General features: G+C 71.8%; 16 protein-coding genes. 11 read left to right on the top strand and 5 right to left on the bottom strand.

The annotated features are described in order from the left end of the window. Positions 1-81: 81 nt before the first annotated feature. Positions 82-663 carry an MOSC domain-containing protein gene (locus tag TBR22_RS23120; protein ID WP_239490201.1) on the bottom strand — a complete coding sequence of 194 codons (582 nt, stop codon included), beginning with the start codon at positions 661-663 and terminating at the stop codon, positions 82-84. Positions 664-736: 73 nt separating this feature from the next. Between TBR22_RS23120 and TBR22_RS23115 the strand changes: the two genes are divergently transcribed. The 5 genes from TBR22_RS23115 to TBR22_RS23095 all read left to right on the top strand — a co-directional run bounded on the left by TBR22_RS23115 (position 737) and on the right by TBR22_RS23095 (position 6,720). Then, positions 737-1,321, top strand: coding sequence for a hypothetical protein (locus TBR22_RS23115; protein ID WP_239490200.1), 585 nt, complete (start codon positions 737-739; stop codon positions 1,319-1,321). After that, the gene (locus TBR22_RS23110; RefSeq protein WP_239490199.1) at positions 1,318-1,902 is read left to right on the top strand and encodes a TIGR00730 family Rossman fold protein; all 585 of its coding nucleotides are present in this window, start codon (positions 1,318-1,320) and stop codon (positions 1,900-1,902) included. Before TBR22_RS23115 ends, TBR22_RS23110 begins: the two co-directional genes overlap by 4 nt. A gap of 188 nt (positions 1,903-2,090) precedes the next feature. Next, positions 2,091-3,032, top strand: a complete 942-nt coding sequence (locus TBR22_RS23105) for a homocysteine S-methyltransferase family protein (RefSeq protein WP_239490198.1) — start codon at positions 2,091-2,093, stop codon at positions 3,030-3,032. Positions 3,033-3,154: 122 nt separating this feature from the next. Further along, entirely contained in the window at positions 3,155-6,214 is a 3,060-nt protein-coding gene (locus TBR22_RS23100; RefSeq protein ID WP_239490197.1) for a hypothetical protein, read from the top strand. Positions 6,215-6,225: 11 nt separating this feature from the next. Continuing rightward, positions 6,226-6,720: a peroxiredoxin gene (locus TBR22_RS23095; protein WP_239490196.1), complete on the top strand. Its 495-nt coding sequence runs from the start codon at positions 6,226-6,228 to the stop codon at positions 6,718-6,720. 111 nt (positions 6,721-6,831) lie between these two features. Here the strand turns inward: TBR22_RS23095 and TBR22_RS23090 are convergent, their stop codons facing one another. The 4 genes from TBR22_RS23090 to TBR22_RS23075 form a co-directional block, all read right to left on the bottom strand. Continuing rightward, the gene (locus TBR22_RS23090) at positions 6,832-7,971 is read right to left on the bottom strand and encodes a lytic transglycosylase domain-containing protein (protein WP_239490195.1); all 1,140 of its coding nucleotides are present in this window, start codon (positions 7,969-7,971) and stop codon (positions 6,832-6,834) included. Positions 7,972-8,035: 64 nt separating this feature from the next. Further along, complete coding sequence (locus tag TBR22_RS23085) at positions 8,036-9,649, bottom strand: ATP-binding protein (protein WP_239490194.1); 1,614 nt, start codon at positions 9,647-9,649, stop codon at positions 8,036-8,038. Between the two features lie 8 nt (positions 9,650-9,657). Beyond that, positions 9,658-10,194 carry a methanogen output domain 1-containing protein gene (locus TBR22_RS23080; RefSeq protein ID WP_370651374.1) on the bottom strand — a complete coding sequence of 179 codons (537 nt, stop codon included), beginning with the start codon at positions 10,192-10,194 and terminating at the stop codon, positions 9,658-9,660. Positions 10,195-10,317: 123 nt separating this feature from the next. Further along, positions 10,318-11,184 carry an NAD(P)-dependent oxidoreductase gene (locus TBR22_RS23075; RefSeq protein WP_239490192.1) on the bottom strand — a complete coding sequence of 289 codons (867 nt, stop codon included), beginning with the start codon at positions 11,182-11,184 and terminating at the stop codon, positions 10,318-10,320. An 80-nt stretch (positions 11,185-11,264) separates the two neighbouring features. Between TBR22_RS23075 and TBR22_RS23070 the strand changes: the two genes are divergently transcribed. From TBR22_RS23070 to TBR22_RS23045, 6 genes are all read left to right on the top strand, one after another. Next, a complete protein-coding gene (locus TBR22_RS23070; protein WP_239490191.1) occupies positions 11,265-12,959 on the top strand; it encodes a DUF4127 family protein in 1,695 nt (564 codons plus the stop codon). Further along, positions 12,956-14,221, top strand: a complete 1,266-nt coding sequence (locus tag TBR22_RS23065) for a hypothetical protein (protein WP_239490190.1) — start codon at positions 12,956-12,958, stop codon at positions 14,219-14,221. Before TBR22_RS23070 ends, TBR22_RS23065 begins: the two co-directional genes overlap by 4 nt. Continuing rightward, the gene (locus TBR22_RS23060; protein ID WP_370651552.1) at positions 14,209-16,371 is read left to right on the top strand and encodes a hydantoinase/oxoprolinase family protein; all 2,163 of its coding nucleotides are present in this window, start codon (positions 14,209-14,211) and stop codon (positions 16,369-16,371) included. The genes TBR22_RS23065 and TBR22_RS23060 overlap by 13 nt, the downstream gene beginning before the upstream one ends. A 346-nt stretch (positions 16,372-16,717) precedes the next feature. Beyond that, a complete protein-coding gene (locus TBR22_RS23055) occupies positions 16,718-18,085 on the top strand; it encodes an FAD-dependent oxidoreductase (RefSeq protein WP_239490188.1) in 1,368 nt (455 codons plus the stop codon). Further along, the gene (locus TBR22_RS23050; RefSeq protein WP_239490187.1) at positions 18,082-18,387 is read left to right on the top strand and encodes a hypothetical protein; all 306 of its coding nucleotides are present in this window, start codon (positions 18,082-18,084) and stop codon (positions 18,385-18,387) included. Before TBR22_RS23055 ends, TBR22_RS23050 begins: the two co-directional genes overlap by 4 nt. A gap of 71 nt (positions 18,388-18,458) precedes the next feature. Next, positions 18,459-19,532, top strand: coding sequence for a BadF/BadG/BcrA/BcrD ATPase family protein (locus TBR22_RS23045; protein ID WP_239490186.1), 1,074 nt, complete (start codon positions 18,459-18,461; stop codon positions 19,530-19,532). Positions 19,533-19,537 lie beyond the last annotated feature (5 nt).

Here is a 19,537-nt window from a genome sequence, read left to right as displayed (position 1 = left end):
TTGGCCTCCGGCCTCCGCCGCTCGCAGCGCCCCGAGGCGAGGGGCCGAAGGCCCTCGCCACGGAATTTCGAATTTCGAATGTCAAATTGCCAGCTTGCGCACGGTATCGCCCGGCCGCACCGCGCCCGGCGCCACGACCTTCGCGTAGATGCCGCGCAGGTTGAGCGCGCGTCCCTCGGGCGAGTTCACCCACTTCATCGCGTCGACGCCGAAGCGGGCGATGAACTTGTCGCACCCGGTGTGCGGCTGGTCGGTCACCTGGAGGATCGCCTGCCCGACCTGCAGCCGCGTGCCGGGCGGCAGGTTCGCGTAGGTGAGGTCGAGGTCGACGATGAGCTGGTCGCCGGCGAGCGGCCAGCGTGACTCGTCGGGCGTGATGGCGCGGATCGCGCGGGTGCCCATCAACGTGACCTGCATGTCCGGGTGCGGCGAGCCGTCGGCAGACCGGCGCGACCTCCGCTGGCGCCAGGTATCGCCGGCGAGCCCGTCGTCCTCGCTGAACATGCCCTCACCCAGCACGTCCCTCGCGCCCTCCGCAGGCCGACGCACGACCATGGCCACGACGCCGTGGTCGGTCGGGGCCTGCCGGATGTCCGGCAGGCAGGCCGCAAGTTCGTCCAGCGTCGCGTGGGTCAGGGTGATGGCCACCGGGGAGCTTGCCATGACGGTGAGAACGTTGGCGAAGGGGAGACAGAACACCGGTCGCCGATCCCCGGCCCTTCTGTAGACTCCCCCCATGTACACCCTGCGTTTCCCCCGCGCCCTGCTCCGCGAGGTCGCCGAGCCTTCCGAGGTGGCCACCATCGGTGAGGCGCCGACCACCCGACTCGGCGACTGGTACGTCGCCCCGCTCGCGGCCGCCGGACGTGAGCTGCTGCTGTGCACCAGCGACCGGAGCCTCCTCTCGGTGGTGCTGCCCGCCGAGGACCTCGAGGACCTGCCCGAGCGGCTTGCGGTGGCGGTGGTCGGCGTGCTCCACCGCCTCGACGTGCCGCGGCCGGCAGTGGCCCGCGAGATCGACGCGATGACCAGCGGCGAGGTGGGCCCGGCCCGCGACCGCGCCGTGATGGCGGCGATGCGGGCGCTGGCGCGGCGGACGCGCGCGTGGCTGGAGGCCGAGGACGGACCGGTGGACGTGGCGGAGCTCTATACGCACCTGGGCGAGTACCGCCCGCGTGGCCGCGACGTGGCGTCGGCGGCCAGCACGGCGGTTGCCCTGCTGACGGCCCGCCCGGCGGCGCGCGCACGCGGGACCGCCACGGCACCGAAGGCGGGCGCGACGAGCCCCAGGACCGCGAAGTCCGCCCGGAAGAAGCGATGACGTTGCGCTCGGTGTGCGTGTACTGCGCGTCGAGCCTGGGCGCCGACCCGCGCTTTGCCGAGGCCGCGCGTACGGTCGGCACGACGCTGGCGAGGCGCGGCATCAGGCTCGTGTACGGCGGCGGGCGGGTCGGCCTGATGGGGATGGTCGCGGACGCGGCGCTGGCGGCGGGCGGCGAGGTGGTGGGCGTGATCCCGGCGTTCCTGCAGGCCCGCGAGGTCCACCACACGGGCGTGACGGAGCTGCTCGTGGTCGAGAGCATGCACGCCCGCAAGGCGGCGATGGCCGACCGCGCCGACGCGTTCATCGCGCTGCCCGGCGGCTTCGGCACCTTCGAGGAGTTCTTCGAGGTGATCACCTGGACGCAACTCGATCTGCAGCGCAAGCCGGTCGGGCTGTTGAACGTCGCCGGCTTCTACGACGGGCTGCTGGCCTTCATCGACCACGCTCGCGCCGCACGCCTGGTGCGCGAGGAGCACCGCGCGATCGTGTCGTCGGCCGACCGCATCGACGAGCTGCTGGCCGCGCTGGAGGGATGGGCGCCGAACCCGACCCCCAAGTGGCGGGGCGAGCTGTCCTGAGGGCCGACGCGACAGGCCTGAATCGCAACACCGACAACGCTGCGCTGGCACCGACCGAACGACGCGGCGGCCATGTCGTGGTGACGAGTCGCCGGGACCTCGGCCTTGGGAACGACGGAACGGCACGCTCCGTCTCCTGATGCACGTGTCGCCAGGCGCACGAGCGCGCCGCGCACGTGGAGGTTGTCATGCCACGCTCGCGCTCTCTTCCCCAGCTCCATGATCGGCTGTTCCTCACCGACGGCGGCCTCGAGACGTTCCTGATTCACCAACAGGGCGTTGCGCTGCCAGACTTCGCGTCCTTCCACCTGTTGGACACCTACGAGGGCGAGGCCCTCGTGCGCGACTACTTCCGCCCGTATGCCGCGATCGCGCGGCGGCACGGCACGGGCCTGATTCTGGACACGCTGACGTGGCGCGCCAGTGCCGACTGGGGCGCCCTCAGCGGCCTGTCGGCCGCCGACATGGTGCGCATCAACCGCCGGGCCGTCGCGCTGCTCGAGGAGTTGCGCGACGAGTTCGCGCCGGTGCCGGTCGTGATCAGCGGGTGCCTCGGCCCGCGCGGCGACGGGTACGTGCCCGGCACGCAGATGACCGTGCGCGGCGCCGAGGCCTATCACCAGCCGCAGGTGGACGCGCTCGCCGACGCGGGCGCCGACATGCTCACGGCGATGACCCTGAACTACGTGGAGGAGGCGGTCGGGATCACGCACGCCGCCAGGCTCGCCGCGATGCCGATTGCAATCTCCTTCACGGTCGAGACCAACGGGCGGCTGCCCACCGGCCAGTCGCTCGGCTCGGCGATCCGCATCGTCGACGCGGCGACCAGCGGGTACCCGTCGTACTACATGGTCAACTGCGCGCACCCGTCGCATTTCGCGCACCTGCTCGACCCGCGCGAGTCGTGGGTGCGTCGCATCCGCGGCATCCGTGCCAACGCCTCGTGCCGCAGCCACGCCGAGCTGAACGACGCCGCCGGGCTCGACACCGGCGATCCGGTGGCCCTGGCGGCAACCTACGCCGAGCTCCGCCAGCGCCTGCCACAGCTCACCGTGCTCGGCGGCTGCTGCGGCACCGACCACCGCCACGTCGAGGCGATCGCCGCGGCGTGTGCGCCCGTCGCGGCGTAAGCGAAACGTGTAGGCGCCGGCCTTGGCCGGCGCTCGGCGCGCAGACCGTCGCCCGAGGGCGACGGCTACACGTCGGGTGGCGTCAGGTGTCGACGTTAGGCGTTACGATGGGCGCGATTGTCATGCGACTCGCGTCCATCTCCCGTCTCGCGCTGATCGCGCTGCTGGCCTCGGCCGCGGCGTCGCTGCCCACCGTGCTCTCGACGGCGCCCCTGAGCGCCCAGGCGCCCGCCGCGCAGGCCCTCGATCCGTTCGGCGGCTTCCACTGGCGGCACATCGGACCGCACCGCGGCGGACGCGTCACCGCCGTCGCCGGGCATCGGCGCCAGCCGGGCACCTTCTACATGGGCGCGACCGGCGGCGGCGTGTGGAAGTCCACCGACTACGGCCAGTCGTGGAACAACGTCTCCGACGGCTTCTTCGAAACGGCGTCGATCGGTGCGATTGAGGTCGCCGAGTCCAATCCCGACGTCATCTACGTCGGCACCGGTAGCGCCGCCATCCGCAGCAACGTCATCAAGGGCCTCGGAGTCTACAAGTCGACCGACGCGGGGAAGACGTGGACGCACGTCGGCCTGCGCGACGTCGGCGCGATCGGCGCGGTGCGCGTGCACCCGTCCAACCCCGACGTCGTGTACGTGGCGGCCGTCGGTCCGGTGTTCGTGGATGGGCCCCAGCGCGGCGTGTTCCGCTCGAAGGACGGCGGCAAGACCTGGGAGAAGGTCCTCTTCATCAACGATCGCACCGGCGTGTTCTCGCTCGTGTTCGATCCGTCCAATCCCGACCGCATGTACGCCGCGGCCTGGCGCGGGCAGCGCAAGCCCTGGACGATCATCAGCGGCGGTCCGGCGGCCGAGAACGGCATCTACACCTCGACCGACGCCGGCAGCACGTGGACGCGCACCTCGCAGGGCCTGCCGACAGACCTGCTCGGCAAGATCGACATCGACGTCTCCCGCGCCAACCCGAGGCGCCTCTACGCGATCGTCGAGGCCGTCGGCGACAAGGCGGGCCTCTACCGCAGCGACGATGCAGGCGCGACGTGGGCACAGGTGAACAAGGACAGCCGGCTGATCGCGCGGCCGTTCTACTACACGTACGTCGACGCCGACCCGAAGAACGCCGACGTGGTGTGGGTGAACAACCTGTCGATGTGGAAGTCGACCGACGGCGGCGCGACGTTCAGCAGCGTCGCCACGCCGCACGGCGACAACCACGGCATGTGGATCAACCCCGACGACGCCGATCTGTTCATCCAGTCCAACGACGGCGGCGCCAACGTGTCGCGCGACGGCGGGCGCACCTGGACCACGCAGTTCAACCAGCCCACCGCCGAGATCTACCAGGTCGACGTCGATCACCAGTACCCGTATCGCGTGTACGGCGCGCAGCAGGACAACACCACGGTGATCGTGCCGAGCAACGCGCCCCTCTCGACGCCGCCCGACGACACCCTCCAGTGGTGGATGCAGGGCGCCGGCTGCGAGACCGGCCCGATCAAGCCGAAGCCCGACGACCCGCGCATCGTCTACGGCGTGTGCAAGGGCGAGTTCAGCCGGCTGAACCTCGCGACGGGACAGGAGCAGCACTACTGGGTGTACCCGCAGAACCGGTACGGGCACGCGTCGCGCGACATCCGGTACCGCTTCCAGCGCACGTCGCCGTTCGAGATCTCGCCGCACGACCCGAAGGTCATCTACCACACGTCGCAGGTCGTGCACCGCACGCGCGACGAGGGGAAGACCTGGGAGGTGATCAGCCCGGACCTCACCGCGAACCTGCCCGAGGGCCAGGGCATCTCCGGCGAGCCGATCACCCGCGACATCACCGGCGAGGAGGTCTACGCGACCATCTACGCGTTCGAGGAGTCGCCGCTCGAGAAGGGCGTGCTGTGGTCGGGCGCCAACGACGGCCCCGTCCACGTGTCGCGCGACGATGGCAGGACCTGGAACGACGTGACGCCGAAGGACCTGCCGCCGGGCGGGCGCGTACAGCAGATCGATCCGTCGCCGCATCGCAAGGGCTCGGCCTACATCGCGTACTACCGCTACCTGCTCGGCGACTGGGCGCCATACGTGTACCGCACCGACGACTACGGCAGGTCGTGGACGCGCCTCACCGACGGCCGCAACGGCATCCCCGCCGACACGCCCGTGCGCGTCGTGCGCGAGGACCCCGATCGCGCGGGGCTGCTGTACGCCGGCACCGAGTTCGGCATGTACCTGTCGTGGGACAACGGCGCGACGTGGCAGCGCTGGCAGCTCGACCTGCCGGTGACGCCAATCACCGACATGCGCCTGCATCGCAAGGATCTCGTGATCTCGACGATGGGCCGCGGGTTCTGGGTGCTCGACGACGTGTCGCGACTGCACCAGTGGAAGGGGGCGCCGTCGAGCCCCACACTGTTCGCGCCGCGAGAGGCCACGCGGGCCCGCCTGGCCACCAGTCCCGCGACGTCGAAGACGCCCGACTATCCCGGGGCGGTCGCCACCATCGACTACGCGCTGCCCGCCGACGCGCAGGCGGTCTCGATCGACATCCTCGACGCGAAGGGGGGCGTGCTGCGCACCTACGCGAGCGAGGGGCCCGGCACGTCGACCACGCCGACGCAGGCCATGCGAGCGCCGGGCCGGCGGACGCTCGGCGCTCCCCGAGTGGGTCGCACGAAGGGGACGCACCGGTTCACGTGGGACATGCGGTTGCCGGGGCTGCCGAGCGCGGGCAATCCCGAGGGCGGGGCATTCGGGCCGATGGTCGTCCCTGGCACCTACGCGGTGCGCCTCACCGTCGACGGCGTCGTGGCGGGCACGCAGCCGCTGAAGGTGCGGCTCGACCCACGCGTCGTGGCCGACGGCGTCACGCAGGCCGACCTGCAGGCGCAGGCGGAGCTCCTGGCCGGCGTACGGGACGCGACCAGGCGGGCCGTCGAGATCGCGGGCCGGCTTGGCGAGGTCGCGCGCGGCGCCGATGCCGGCAGGGCCGGCGCGGCTGCCGCCCTCCGCGCAAAGCTGGTCACGGCGGGCGGCAACTACCCGCAGCCCATGCTCATCGACCAGCTCGCCAACGTCTGGCGCATGGCCAACCAGGCCGACCAGCGGCCGGGCCGCGATGCGGTGCAGCGCCTCGACGACCTGCGGGCCGACCTGGCCGCCATCGAGAAACAGGCCGAGGGGCTGCGGTAGACTCGGAGATCATGCCGCTCAAGATTGGTGACCGCCTGCCCGACGCGACCTTCCGCACACCCGCGCCGGAGGGCCCGCTCACGCTGTCCACGGCCGACGTGTTCGCCGGCAAGAAGGTGGTGCTCTTCGCCGTCCCCGCGGCCTTCTCGCCCACCTGCAGCCAGGTACACCTGCCGGGCTACGTCCGCAACTACGAGGCGATCAAGGCCAGTGGGATCGACATCATCGCCTGCCTCTCCACCAACGACGCCTGGGTGCTCGGCGCGTGGGCCGAGCAGAACGACGCCGTCGGCAAGGTGCTGATGCTGTCGGATGGCAACCTCGAGTTCACGCGCGCCGCGGGCATGGAACTCGACGCGCGCGTCGTCGGCGAGGGGTTCCGCTCGCAGCGCTACGCCGCCATCGTCGACGATGGGGTGGTTGTCGACATCCGCATCGAGGAGAAGCCCTGGCTGGCCGAAGCGTCGTCGGCAGGGGCCATCTGCGGGCTCAACGCACAGAAGTAGGGCTGGTCCAAACCGGGTAGGGCGCGGTCTCCGACCAGAACAGGTAGGGCGCGGTCTCCGACCGCGCCGTTAGTCGATCGGGGAAAGAACGGCGCGGTGGGACACCGCGCCCTACCTCGATCTCTTCTTCTTCTTCGCCGGCGCCTTCTTCTTCGCCGGTTCCGGCAGCGGGTCGGTGTCGGCGATGCGATCGGACAGGCGCGCCACCGCCATCGCGTAGGCGTGGGCGCAGTTGTAGCTGAGGAACACCTCGTAGTTCTGGTACACGAGGTAGTCCCCGGCGTCGCTGCGCAGGAGCGACGCGGCCATGTCGGCCCGGGGCAGATCGCCGCCGTCCTCGCTGCGTACGCCGAGCGCCTGCCATTGGGCGAGCGAGCGCTGCTCGGTCATCTCCCTGGCGGCGCGGCAGCCGACGGCGCGCAGGGGAGCCGCGGCCGCCAGCCCGCTCGTCGACGCAGGCAGCTTCACGCGGCGCCCCCATGTCTGTCCCGCCACCCAGCCGTTGATCGCCAGGTAGTTGCCGATGGACGCGAACACGTCGGCCTGCGACGACCAGATGTCGCGGCGGCCGTCGGCGTCGAAGTCCACGGCGTACTTCAGATAGCTCGACGGCATGAACTGCGGCTGGCCCATCGCGCCGGCCCACGAGCCCTTGAGGCGCGGCAGGTCGATGTGTCCGGCGTCGAGGATCGTGAGTGCGTCGAACAGCTGGCCGCGAAACATCGCGCTGCGCCGGTTGTCGTAGGCCAGGGTCGCCAGCGTCGGCATGATCGGCCGCACGCCGCTGAACCGCCCGAAGTTCGACTCGAGACCCCACACGGCGACCAGCACGTGCGGCGGCACCTTGTACGCGTCCTGCACCTTGCCGAGCAGCGCCGCGTGCGCGTCGCGCTGCTGCCGACCCAGGCGGATGGTCGGCACCCCGATGCGTCGCGACAGGTACTCCGACAGCGTTTCCTTGAACTCGGCCTGGGTGCGGTCGCGGTTCAGGATCTGCTCGACGGGGGTGACGTCGCGCAGCGCCGCCTCGATGGTCGCCGGCGTGATGCCGCGCGCGAGCGCCTCCTCGCGCACGCCCTGCAGCCACTCGGGAAACGGTGGCAGCACGGGCGTGACCGCCGTCCCGCCGGGCGACGAAACGACCGTGGCCGATGTCGCAGGAGCCGGTGCCTGCGCCTGGGACGCGACCGACGAGCAGAGCAGCAGCGTCGCGAGCGCCGCTCGACGCACGAGGATGGGCATCTCGTTCATCATGCCTCATTGCTCATGAGTCGGGGCTCATGAGCGGAGAGGTCCATTCCGGGGAAGAAGGGCGTCACCTGCACGACTCGGCCAGCGCGCCCACCATGGCGATCAGTGCCTCGGGCGAGACCGGCTTGCCGAGGTGCGCGGTGAACCCTGCCGCGAGGGCGCTCTCCCGATCTTCGCCCCGCGCGTACGCGGTCAGCGCCAGCGCCGGCAGCGCCCGGCTCGCGGTCGGACCGGTGGCCCGCACCCGCCGCAGCAGCGAGTAGCCGTTCTCGCCCGGCATCCCGATGTCGCTGACGAGCACGTGCGGGACGACGCGCCCCAGCGCGTCGAAGGCCTCGCCCGCCGAGGCCGCGGCGTGCACGTGGGCGCCGGCGTGGGTCAATGCTGCCGCGAGCAGTTCCCTGGCGTCCGCTTCGTCATCCACTACCAACACGCGCACGCCGTGGAGCGACCGCACGACGGCGGCCGGGGGCGCATCGGCCACGACGCCGACGGCCGGGGACGCCACTGCCGGCCACTCCGCAACCGCCCGGATCGGGAGGGTCAACGTGAAGCTCGCGCCGGTCCCAGGCCCATCACTCCGCGCCTGCACCGTGCCCCCGTGCAGTTCGACGATGTGACGAACGAGTGCGAGTCCCAGACCGAGCCCGCCGGCCCGGCGCGTCGTCGAGCTGTCGGCCTGCCTGAAGCGGTCGAAGACGAAGGGCAGGAAGTCGGCCTCGATGCCAATCCCCTGGTCGCGCACCTCCAGCGTGTACTGCGAGCCTTGCCTCGTCAGCGCGACGTGGACGGAGCGATCCCGATCGGAGAACTTGACGGCGTTGGACAGCAGGTTCCAGATGATCTGGCCCATCCTGTCGGGATCGGCGACCAGCCAGCACGGCTCCGGTGGCCGCTCGACCTGCAGGTCGAGCCCCTTGGCTGCCGCCGACGGGCGGACCACGTCGACCGCGTTGTCGACCAGCGCGCCCAGGTCGCACAGTCGCGTCTCGAGGCGCATCTTGCCCGTGATGATGCGCGACACGTCCAGGATGTCGTCGACCAGCTTGGCCTGCGCCGACGCGTTGCGCTGGATGACGTCGAGGCCCTTCTCGCGTTGCTCGTGCGTGCCGGGCATCCGCAGCACGGCTGCCCACCCCATGATCGCGTGCAGGGGGGTGCGCAGTTCGTGCGACGCAATCGCCAGGAACTCGTCCTTGGCGCGGTGCAGGGCCTCCGATTCGGCGACGCGCTCCTGGAGTGCGGCCTCGCTGCGCCGCAGCGCCTCTTCGACCTGCACCCGCCGCGCCACCTCATCGTGCAACTCGGTGATCTTCTGGTTGAGCAGCAGGAACGGATTCGCGTCGTTGCGGGGCCAGAAGCGCACGAAGAGGACGGCGGGTTCCCTGTCGGAGGCCGCAACGGCGAGCGCGCCACGGGCGCTGAACGTGACCGGGCCCGACGGGCCGGCGATTGCGAACGACCCGGGTGTGGGTTCGGTGGAGCGGCTCCACTGCCGGAGCAATCCGGAGAACGCGGCGGCGTCGTCCGGGTTGATGGGGAATGGCCCGTCGGCTCGTGCCTGGCCGCCGAGCACGGTTCTCGCGGCCCGGTTCTCGGCAAGGAGCATGCCCTGCGTGTCCAGGAGGACCGCCGCGTCCGGGAGGGCTCGCAGCAACCGGAGGGCCGAATCGTGCACGGGCACGATCAATCGGCGCGCAGGTACTCGCGACCGTCAGCGGCGTCGGATGTCGCGCTCCGCTGAAGGTAGAGCACGACCCGGCAGCGACCATCCCCGTTGGCGATCGTCTCTTCGAGCACCACCTTGCCGTAGCCGAGGTTCTGGGCGGCGATGGTGCCGAACACGTTGCTGGTCATCATGCAGAGGGCGCCGCGCCCGATCACCTGCTCCGAGAAGGGACAGGCGCGGTTGCCGAAGACGATCTTCTCGTCGTCTTCCTCGATCACGTAGAAATCGCCCTCGATTCGGCGCTTGAGGTCGAGGCAGACGTCGCGCACGGCGTTGCGGTCGAGGTGTGACGTGTCGAGGGCGGCCTTGTAGGCGTCGCCGATCTCGTCGCCCATCCGCTGTCCGACGATCGAGACGAACCCTGCGGCTTCCTCCAGCCCGACCACGTCCTGCAGGGCGCCGGCCAGGTGGCGGATCAGCTTGCGCAGGAAGACGTCCCGGTCCAGGGACACGGGGAGCTGCGCGAACGGAGGTGCCTCTGGAGGCTCATGCATGGCGAAGGGAGTGGCGAGACCCCGAGGAGAGCGTCGTACAGTACCGCACGAGGCCTCGCACCGCAAGCCGGACCGGTGACGTCTGCCCCCTAAACGTCAGGACGTCGGGTCACCCACCATCACTCACTTGTCGTCGAGCAGCGCGATGAGGCTCGACGTGTCCCAGCGGTTGCCGCCGCGGGCCTGCACCTGCGCGTAGAACTGATCGACCAGCGCGGCGACGGGCAGGCGCGCGCCGTTGCGGCGCGCCTCGTCCATCACGATGCCGAGGTCCTTGCGCATCCAGTCGACCGCGAAGCCGAAGTCGAACTTGCCGTCGACCATCGTCTGCCAGCGGTTCTCCATCTGCCACGATTGCGCCGCGCCCTTGGAGATGACCGAGATCACGGCGGGAACGTCGAGGTCGGCGCGCTGCGCGAAGTGCAGCGCCTCGGCCAGCCCCTGCACGAGCCCCGCGATGCACAACTGGTTGACCATCTTGCACAACTGGCCGGCGCCGCTGTCGCCGATGCGGGCCACCATCCTGCCGTAGGCCTGCAGCACCGGCTCGACCGTCGCGAACGGTTCGGCGTCGCCGCCACACATCACGCTCAGCTGCCCCTTCTGCGCGCCGGCCTGTCCACCCGACACCGGTGCGTCGATGAAGTGCAGTCCACGTGCCTTCGCGTCGGCGTGCAGCTCGCGCGCGACGGCGGCCGAGGCCGTGGTGTGGTCGACGAAGATCGCGCCGGGCTTCATGCCGTGGAACGCGCCGTCGGGCCCGATGGTCACCTCGCGGACGTCGTGGTCGGCGCCGACGCAGGCGCACACGACGTCGCAACCGGCGGCTGCCTCGCGCGGGGTCGCAGCGGCGCGCCCGCCGTACTCGGCGACCCAGGCCTCGGCCTTCGCCGCGGTGCGATTGAAGACGGTGACGTCGTGCCCGGCGCGCTGGAGGTGGCCAGCCATCGGGCCGCCCATGATGCCGAGGCCGAGAAAGGCGATGCGCATGGGGATGATGCTATCAGGGCACCGGGCACCGGGTGACGATGACCGACTGGCGTCCTTTTCGATCTCGTACAATCGCGCCGATGCCGACACTGCAGCGCGTGGGGCGCGTCGCGTGGCTCCTGTTGGCGCTGCTGTGGGCGTGGCCCCTCGCGGCGCAGCCGACCGAGGCGCCGCCGATGCCGAAGAAGCTGCGCATCGCGCTGGTCCCGCTCGACGACCGGCCGGTGTGCCTGCAGTACCCGCAGATGATGGCGCCGCTCGCGTACGCGGAGGTGGTCGCGCCGCCGATCGGGACGCTGGGCCGGTTCACCACGCCCGGGGACACTGTCGCCGTGGCGCGCTGGCTGCGCGCGCAGGACTGGTCGCGGGTCGACGCGCTGATCGTCTCCATCGACATGCTGGCGTACGGGGGGCTGGTCGCCTCGCGCGTGCACGGCGTCGACGAGCCGACGGCGCTCGCGCGGCTCGCCGTGCTCGACGAGATCGCCAGGGCCCATCCCGACCTGCCCGTGTACGCCTTCAGCACGCTGATGCGCCTGGCGCCGACCGCCGACGGCCTCAACGAGGCGTACCGTGAGAAGTTGGCGCGCTGGGCCGAGGTCTCTGCCGACCCGCGCTCGCCGGCCGAGCGCGACGAGGTCGCGGCGCTCGAGTCGGCCGTTCCCGCCGCGGCGCTGGCCGACTACCGCCGCGCCCGCGCCCGCAATCGCGCCGTGAACCTGGCATCCGTGCAGCGCACGGCGTCAGGCGTGATCGATTACCTGGTCGTGTCGCAGGACGACGCCAAGCCGCGCGGCGTGCACCTGGCGGACCGGGCGGCGGTGACGACGGCGGCGTCGGGGCGCAACCTGGTGGGCCGTGTCGGAATTCAGCCGGGCGCCGATGAGGTCGCGATGCTGCTGCTCGCGCGCGCCGTGCTCGAGGCCCGCCACCTCACGCCGACCATGCGCGCGACGTTCTCGTCGGAGGCGGCGCGCACCATGGTGGCGCCGTTCGAGGACCGCCAGTTGCACGAGACCGTCGATTTCCAGTTGGTGGCTGCGGGCGCCCGGCGCTCGCGCCTCGGCGATCCCGCCGACCTGCACCTGTTCGTCTTCGCCTCTCGCCATGACGCGGGCGCGCCCCGGCAGTTCGCCTCCGACATCGTCAAGGCCGTCGCGGCGGGAGACCGGGTGATCGTCGCCGACGTGGATCCGAAGGGCGACGTGCAGGGCGCGTCGCCCGCGTTCACCGAGGCGCTTCTCGAGGCCAGGGTCTTCCCGAAGCTGTACGGGTACGCGTCCTGGAACACGGCAGGCAACACCATCGGCACCGCGATCCCCCACGGCCTGCTCGCGTGGGCCGGGGCCACGCTGGCCACCCGCTGCACGAGCCCCGCGTTCACGGCCCTCGGCGATGCCCAGGTCACCTTCATGCTGCATCGCCTCGTCAACGACTACGCCTATCAGGGCGTGTTGCGGCCCGAGGTCAACGCCGACCTGCGCAAGGCCGGCCGCACGTCGCTCTGGCTGAAGGACCACGCACCGGAGGTCGCGGCGCGCCTGCGTGAGGCGCTGGCGCCGAAGCTGGCCGAGTACGCGCGCGCCTTCATGCCCGGCTACATGCCGCCCGCGCCGCGCGTGACCGATCTCGGCGTGAGCGTCGGCGCCCCGCGCGACCTCGAGGTGCGCCTGCCCTGGGACCGCACCTTCGAGGCGGCCATCACCTTCGACGTGCCGGTCTCGGCCTTGATGGGGCCGGCCCGGCGCCTGCCCGCCTGCGTGCCGACACCGTGACCGCCGTCCTCCTGCTCGCCGTGTTCGCGCTGTTCGCGACGCTGATGTTCCTGCGCCGCCTGCCGGCGCTGCTCGCGCTGCCGGCGATGGCCGCGGCGATCGCGATAGTCGTGCGCGAGCCGTGGACGCAGTGGCTGTCCACCGTGATGGCCGACGGCGCGGTGCGGCTGGCGCCGGCCTACGTCGCCGTGTGCGCCGGCGCCATGCTCGGTCGCGTGATGATGGCCACCGGCATCGCCGAGGACGTGATCCGGAAGGCGGCGGAGTTCGGCGGCGACAGGCCGATGGTGATCGCCGGCGTGCTGATGGCGGTCACGGCCGTGCTGTTCACCTCGCTGACCGGCCTGGGCGCCATCATCATGGTGGGATCGCTGGTGCTGCCGATCATGATGAGCCTCGGCGTGCCGAGACGGCTGACGGCCATCCTGTTCCTGCTCGCCTTCGCAACCGGGTTCATCTTCAATATCGCGCTGTGGCGGTTGTACCGGGAGCTGCTGCAGCTCTCCCCCGGCGCGCCGCTGCCGGCCGAGGTCATCAGGTTCGCGTCGTCGCTGGCCGTCGTGATGACGGCCGCCGTCGCCGGCTACGCCACGTGGGCCGCACGACGCGCCCCCGAATTGCGCCTCTGGTCCGCGCCCGCACGACCAGCGCGCAAGCCCGGCGTGCCGTGGCCCGCCTACCTTACGCCGATCGTGCCGCTGGTGCTGTACGTCGGCTTCGGCTGGCGCGAGGTGCCGGCGTTCCTCGCCGGCGCCCTCTACGGGATCCTCTGGACGCGCCCGCGCGCCGTCGTGCAGACGCTGCTGTCGTCGATGATCAAGGGCGTCGAGGACGCAGCCCCCGCCGCGATCCTGCTCGTCGGCATCGGCATGCTGCTGAACGCGCTGACGCTGCCGACGGTGCGCACCGCGCTGGCCCCGGTCGTCGCGCAGTTGCCCGTGCAGTCGCCGCTCGGGTACGTCCTGTTCTTCACGCTGCTGTCACCGCTGGCGCTCTACCGCGGGCCGCTGAACCCGTACGGCGTCGGCGTCGGCGTGTACAGCCTGATGTTCACGTCGGGCGTGCTTCCCGCCTACGCGCTGCTGGCCGCGATCATGTCGATCGTGCAGGTGCAGAACGTGTGCGACCCCACCAACACGCACAACGTGTGGGTGGCGACCTACACGGGCGTGCGCGTCGAGGACATCTCGCGCGCGACACTGCCGGCGATGATGCTGGTCTGCCTCGGCGGGTTGCTGCTCGGCGCGTGGTGGTTCCTGTGAGCCGGCTGCGCATCGGCATCGACGTCGGCGGCACGTTCACCGACGTGGTCGCGGTCGACGCCGACACGTTCGCGCTGGTCGCGCAGCTGAAGGTGCCGACGACGCATCACGCCCCCGAGGGCGTGGCGCGCGGCATCGTCGACGGCCTGCAGCAGATGCTCCGGCAACTCGCCGCCCGGCCAGCCGACGTGGTCTTCATCGCGCACTCGACCACGCAGGCCACCAACGCGCTGCTCGAGGGCGACGTCGCCCGCGTCGGCATCGTCGGCGCCGGTCGCCACGGCGAGCGCTGGAAGGCGCGGATCGACACGCGCGTCCCACCCGTGCCGCTCGCGCCCGGCAAGGCGCTGCGAGCCGTGCACGCGTTCGCGCCGATCGACGATCCCGCGGCGCCGGGGGCGGCCATCGGTGCGGCCCTCGACACCCTGCAGGCGGCCGGGGTCGAGGTCATCGTGGCGAGCGAGCCGTTCGCGGTCGACGATCCCTCGGTGGAGGTCGCGATTGCCGACGCCGCCCGGGCCCGTGGACTCTGGGCGACGGCCGGACACGAGGTCGCATCGCTCTACGGATTGCGCACCCGCACCCGCACCGCCCTGCTCAACGCCGCGGTCCTGCCGCGGATGGTCGGCACCGCGACGATGACGGCACGATCGGTGGAGGAGGCGGGCATCGCCGCGCCCCTGATGATCATGCGGTCCGACGGCGGCGTGATGACCGTCGACGAGGTGGCGCGACGCCCCATCCAGACGATGCTCTCGGGGCCGGCGGCGGGCATCGCCGGCGCCCTGATGCACGAGCAGGTGTCCGACGGCATCTTCATCGAGGTGGGCGGCACGAGCGCCGACATCTCGGTGATCCGCGACGGGCAACCACAGATGCGGCCGGCGCGGGTCGGCGGCCACCGCACGTTCCTGAACACGCTCGACGTCCGGACGCTGGCGATCGCCGGCGGCAGCATGGTCCGGGTGAGCGGGGGGGCGCTCGTCGACGTCGGGCCGAGGTCGGCGCACATCGCGGGCGTCGGCTATGCCTGCTTCGCGCCAGCGGGCGCCTTCGACGGGCCCGTCGAGGTGACGTCGGTGTGCCCGCTCGAGGGCGATCCGGCCGACTACGTGGTGCTGGTGGCCGGCGGCGCCCGCTACGCGCTGACGCCGACCTGTGCGGCCAATGCGGCTGGCGTGGTGCCCGCTGACGCCTTCGCGAAGGCCGATCGATCGACGGCGGAGCGCGCGTTCGCAGTGCTCGCCGCGTCGATAGGCCAGGACGGCGCTGCCCTGGCGCGCGCCGTGCTCGACCGCGCGTGCGGGAAGGTGGTGGCGCAGGTCAGGGCCCTGGTGGAGGAGTACCGGCTGTCTGCGTCGGCCGTGGACCTGGTGGGCGGTGGGGGAGGCGCCGCCTCGTTGGTGCCGCACACGGGCGCGTTGATGGGCGTGCCGTGGCGGCTGGCCCGCCAGGCCGAGGTGATCTCGCCGCTCGGCGTCGCGCTCGCGATGGTGCGCGACACCATCGAGCGCACGATCGTCGACCCCACCCCGGCCGACGTCCTGCGCGTGCGGCAGGAGGCCGTCGACGCGGCCGTGCGCAATGGCGCGCTTGCCGAGACCATCGACGTGCAGGTCGAGGTGGATGCGCGCCGCAATCTCGTGCGTGCCGTCGCGGCGGGCTCGGCGGAGCTGCGGCGGGGCGGCGCCGCCGATCGGCAGGGCGATGCGACCACGCGCCGGGCGGCCGCGGCCCGATCGATGCATCGGCCGGTCGGCGACGTGCGCGTCGTCGCCTCCACGGCAGCGTTCGACGTCTTCGCGGGCGAGCCACCGTCCGGCCTCTGGTGGGCGCCCTGGCGCCACGCCGCTTCGGAGCTGCGCGTCGTCGATGCCACGGGCGTGGTCCGGTTGCAGCGCCAGGACGCGACCGTGCGGGTGTCGACGGCGTCGGCGCTCGAGGCGGATCTGCGCGGCGTGCTCGACGCGCTGGCCGACTTCGGCGATGCCGGCCGCACGATTCCCGACGTCCACCTCCTCGTCGGCCCGCGCATCGTCAACCTCGCGGGACTGGCTGACGAAGGGCAGATCCTGGGCCTCGCTGCCGTCGAGGTGCGCGGCCGCGAGGACGACGCACCGGTGGTCATCATCGCCACGGCGCGGCGGTGACGACGCCTGCAGCGGCGTAGGCGTCGGGCTTGAAGACTCGCCGATGTGCGCCTGCGGCGCGCGGCGAGTTGCCCGGCGCTCAGCGAAGGATCACTGACCGTCGACCTGAAGGTCGACGGCTACGGCAGAGGGCAGGCGACGGCTACGGCAGAGGGCGGGAGACGTCCACGGCATAGTGCGGGCGCCGGCTACGACTGAGGCGGGCGACGGCTACGACTGAGGCAGGCGACGTCGACGACGTTGCGTCCCCCGGTGCCCGGTACCTGGTGCCCGATCCCCGATCCGCGATCCCCGATCCGCGAAAGATCACTGACCGCCGGCCAAGGCCGGCGGCTACACTGTCCTCGTGGATGACGTGCTCGTCGTCGGCGGCGGCAACGCCGGGTGCACCGCCGCCATCGCGGCGGCGCGGCTGGGCGCGCGCGTGCGCCTCGTCGAGCGCTACGGGTTCCTCGGCGGCACGGCGACGGCGGCGCTGGTGGCGCCCTGGATGACCTACCACGCCGGCGTGGCCGGCGAGGAGGGCCGCGTCACGGGTGGACTCGCGCAGGAGTTCGTCGAACGGCTCGTCGCGATGGGCGCCTCGCCAGGGCACATCCCCGACGCCTCCGATTACGTCCCCACCATCACGCCCTTCGACCCCGAGGCGCACAAGTGGCTGCTCATGGCCATGTGCGAGGAGGCCGGCGTGCAGTTGCTGCTGCACGCGACCTTCCTCGATGCGGTCATGGACGGCCCGCGCATCGCCGGCATCCGGGTGCAGACGGTGTCCGGGCCGCGCGAGCTGCTCGCGACGCGCGTCATCGATTGCACGGCCGATGCGCTCGTGTCGCATGCCGCCGGCGTGCCGTGCGAGCAGGGCAATGCCGAGGGCCTCGTGCAGCCGATGACGATGATGTTCCGGCTGAGCCACGTGCGCCTCGACGAGACCGCGGCCTGGCTGCGGGAGCATCCGGACCAGGTGCGCACGAGCCTGCCGCCGGCGCAGTTCTCGGCCGACTCGCTCACCGCCATCGCCGGCTTCTGGGACGCCTGGAAGGCGGCGCAGGCGGCCGGAGAGGTGGACATCCCGCGCGAGATCGTCAGCGTGTTCCGTGGCGCGTACGCCGACGAGGTGAGCGTCAACATGACGCGGGTCACCGGGCTCGATCCGCTCGATGCCGACGACCTCACGCGCGCCGAGGTGGAGACGCGGCGCCAGGTGATGCAGCTGGTGCGGTTCTTCAGGTCGCGGGTGCCCGGCTTCGGGCACTGCCGCCTGGCCGCGACGCCCGCCCAGGTCGGCGTGCGCGAGAGCCGGCGCATCGTCGGCGAGTACCAGCTCACCGGCGACGACCTGCTGCACGCCCGCGCCTTCCCCGACGCGGTGGCCCGCAGCGCCTATCCCATCGACATCCACAACCCGAAGGGGTCGGGCACCACCACGGTGCGGCTCCAGGCCGGGAAGACGTACGAGATTCCTTACCGCTGCCTGGTGCCCCTGCGGGTGGACGACCTGCTGGTGGCCGGGCGCTGCATCTCGGTGACGCACGAGGCGCTCGCCTCGACGCGACTCACCCCGACGATCATGACGCTCGGCCAGGCTGCCGCGACCGCCGCGGTGCAGGGGCTGCAGGCGGGCGTCCCTCCCCGGCGCGTGGACACCGACGCCCTGCGTGCCTCGCTGGTGGCGCAGGGTGTGGACCTGCGCCGCCCCGAGCCGTCCGCCACGTGAACGACCAACCCGTCACCATCGAGCAGGACCGCTGGGCGCCCGTCTCCGCGGGCGAATACGACCGGCGCCTCCGGAAGGTCTCGGTCAACCTCACCGTCGTCGACGAGGTGGTCGCGCGCTTCGGCCACGACCGCGCCGTCGTCGTCGCGGCGATCGTCGCGCACGAGCAGGTGCACGTGTGCTCGACGCCAGAGGCGCTGCCGCACGAGGAGGAACTCCGGGCCCGCGCTGCCGCGGCCGAGGCGGCAGGCGCCGAGGTCGTCGCCCACATCGACGAGGTCCTCGCGGGGGCGTGGGTATGAGTGCGCCAGGACGGGAGTCGGGAATCGGGAATGGGGAATCGGGACAGGGTGCCGGGCCCGCAGAGCGTTCCATGTCGAGCATCCGGGACGCTGACCGACAGCTGACTCCCACCCGTCAGACTCCCGACTCCCGACCGACTCCCGACTCCCGACTCCCGACTCCCGGTACGCGTGAGCTCTTCCTCGGCATCGACGGCGGGCAGACCGGCACGCAGGCCGTGCTGGTGGACGGCACAGGACGCGTCCTCGGGCGTGGCGCGGCCGGGCCGTCCAATCACGTGGAGATGCCGGGCGGGCGCGAGCGGCTGCGGGCGGCGGTCATCGACAGTTCCAACGGGGCTCTCTCGGCCGCCGGTCTCGGACGCGTCGACGCCGTGGCCTTCGAGGCCGTCTACTGCGCGATGACGGGCGAGGCCGACTTCAAGACGGAGATCATCACGCCGATCTTCCAATCGCGCGTCGTGCGGGTGGAGCATGACGCCCCGGCGGCTCTCGCCGGCGGCACGCTGGGGGATCCCGGAATCATCGTGATCGCGGGCACCGGGTCGGTGGTGTACGGCGAGGATGCCGAGGGACGGTCGGCGCGGGCTGGCGGCTGGGGCTACGTGTTCGGCGACGAAGGCAGCGGCTTCGGGCTGGCGCGGGAAGGTATTCGCGCGGGGCTCGAGGCGCTCGACGGCGTCGGCCCCCAGACAGCGCTCGTGCCGGTCTTGACCAGGCGCTTTGCGTTGGCGGATCTGCGCCTGCTCCCCATGGTGATGTACAACGGCCACGTGAGCCGCGATGGCGTGGCTGCCGCCGCCCGCGACGTGCTCGACACGTGGCAGGCCGGCGATGGCGTGGCCGGGCGCGTGGTCGCGTCCGGCATCGAGGCGCTGGCGTCACGGGTGCGCTCGATCGCCGAGCGACTGGCGCTGGTCGCGCCGCGCGTCTGCCTGTCAGGGGGCGTGTTCAGATCGGGCGCCTATGCCGAGGCGTTCCGGGTCGCGGTCGTGTCGCAGCTGCCCGGCGCAACGGTCGAACCGGCGAGCCTGAGCCCCGCGGAAGGGGCCGCGCTGCTGGCGTTAAGGGCCGCCGGGCGACCGCTGACCGATGCGCTGCGGGCTGCCCTGGTGAATTCGTCCCGGGTGCTTCCCGAGCCCTGAGCCTC

It is taken from the genome of Luteitalea sp. TBR-22, assembly GCF_016865485.1.
GTDB lineage: Bacteria > Acidobacteriota > Vicinamibacteria > Vicinamibacterales > Vicinamibacteraceae > Luteitalea.
Note: the sequence above shows the minus strand (reverse complement) of the source record. Positions and strands in the feature narration are given on the sequence as shown.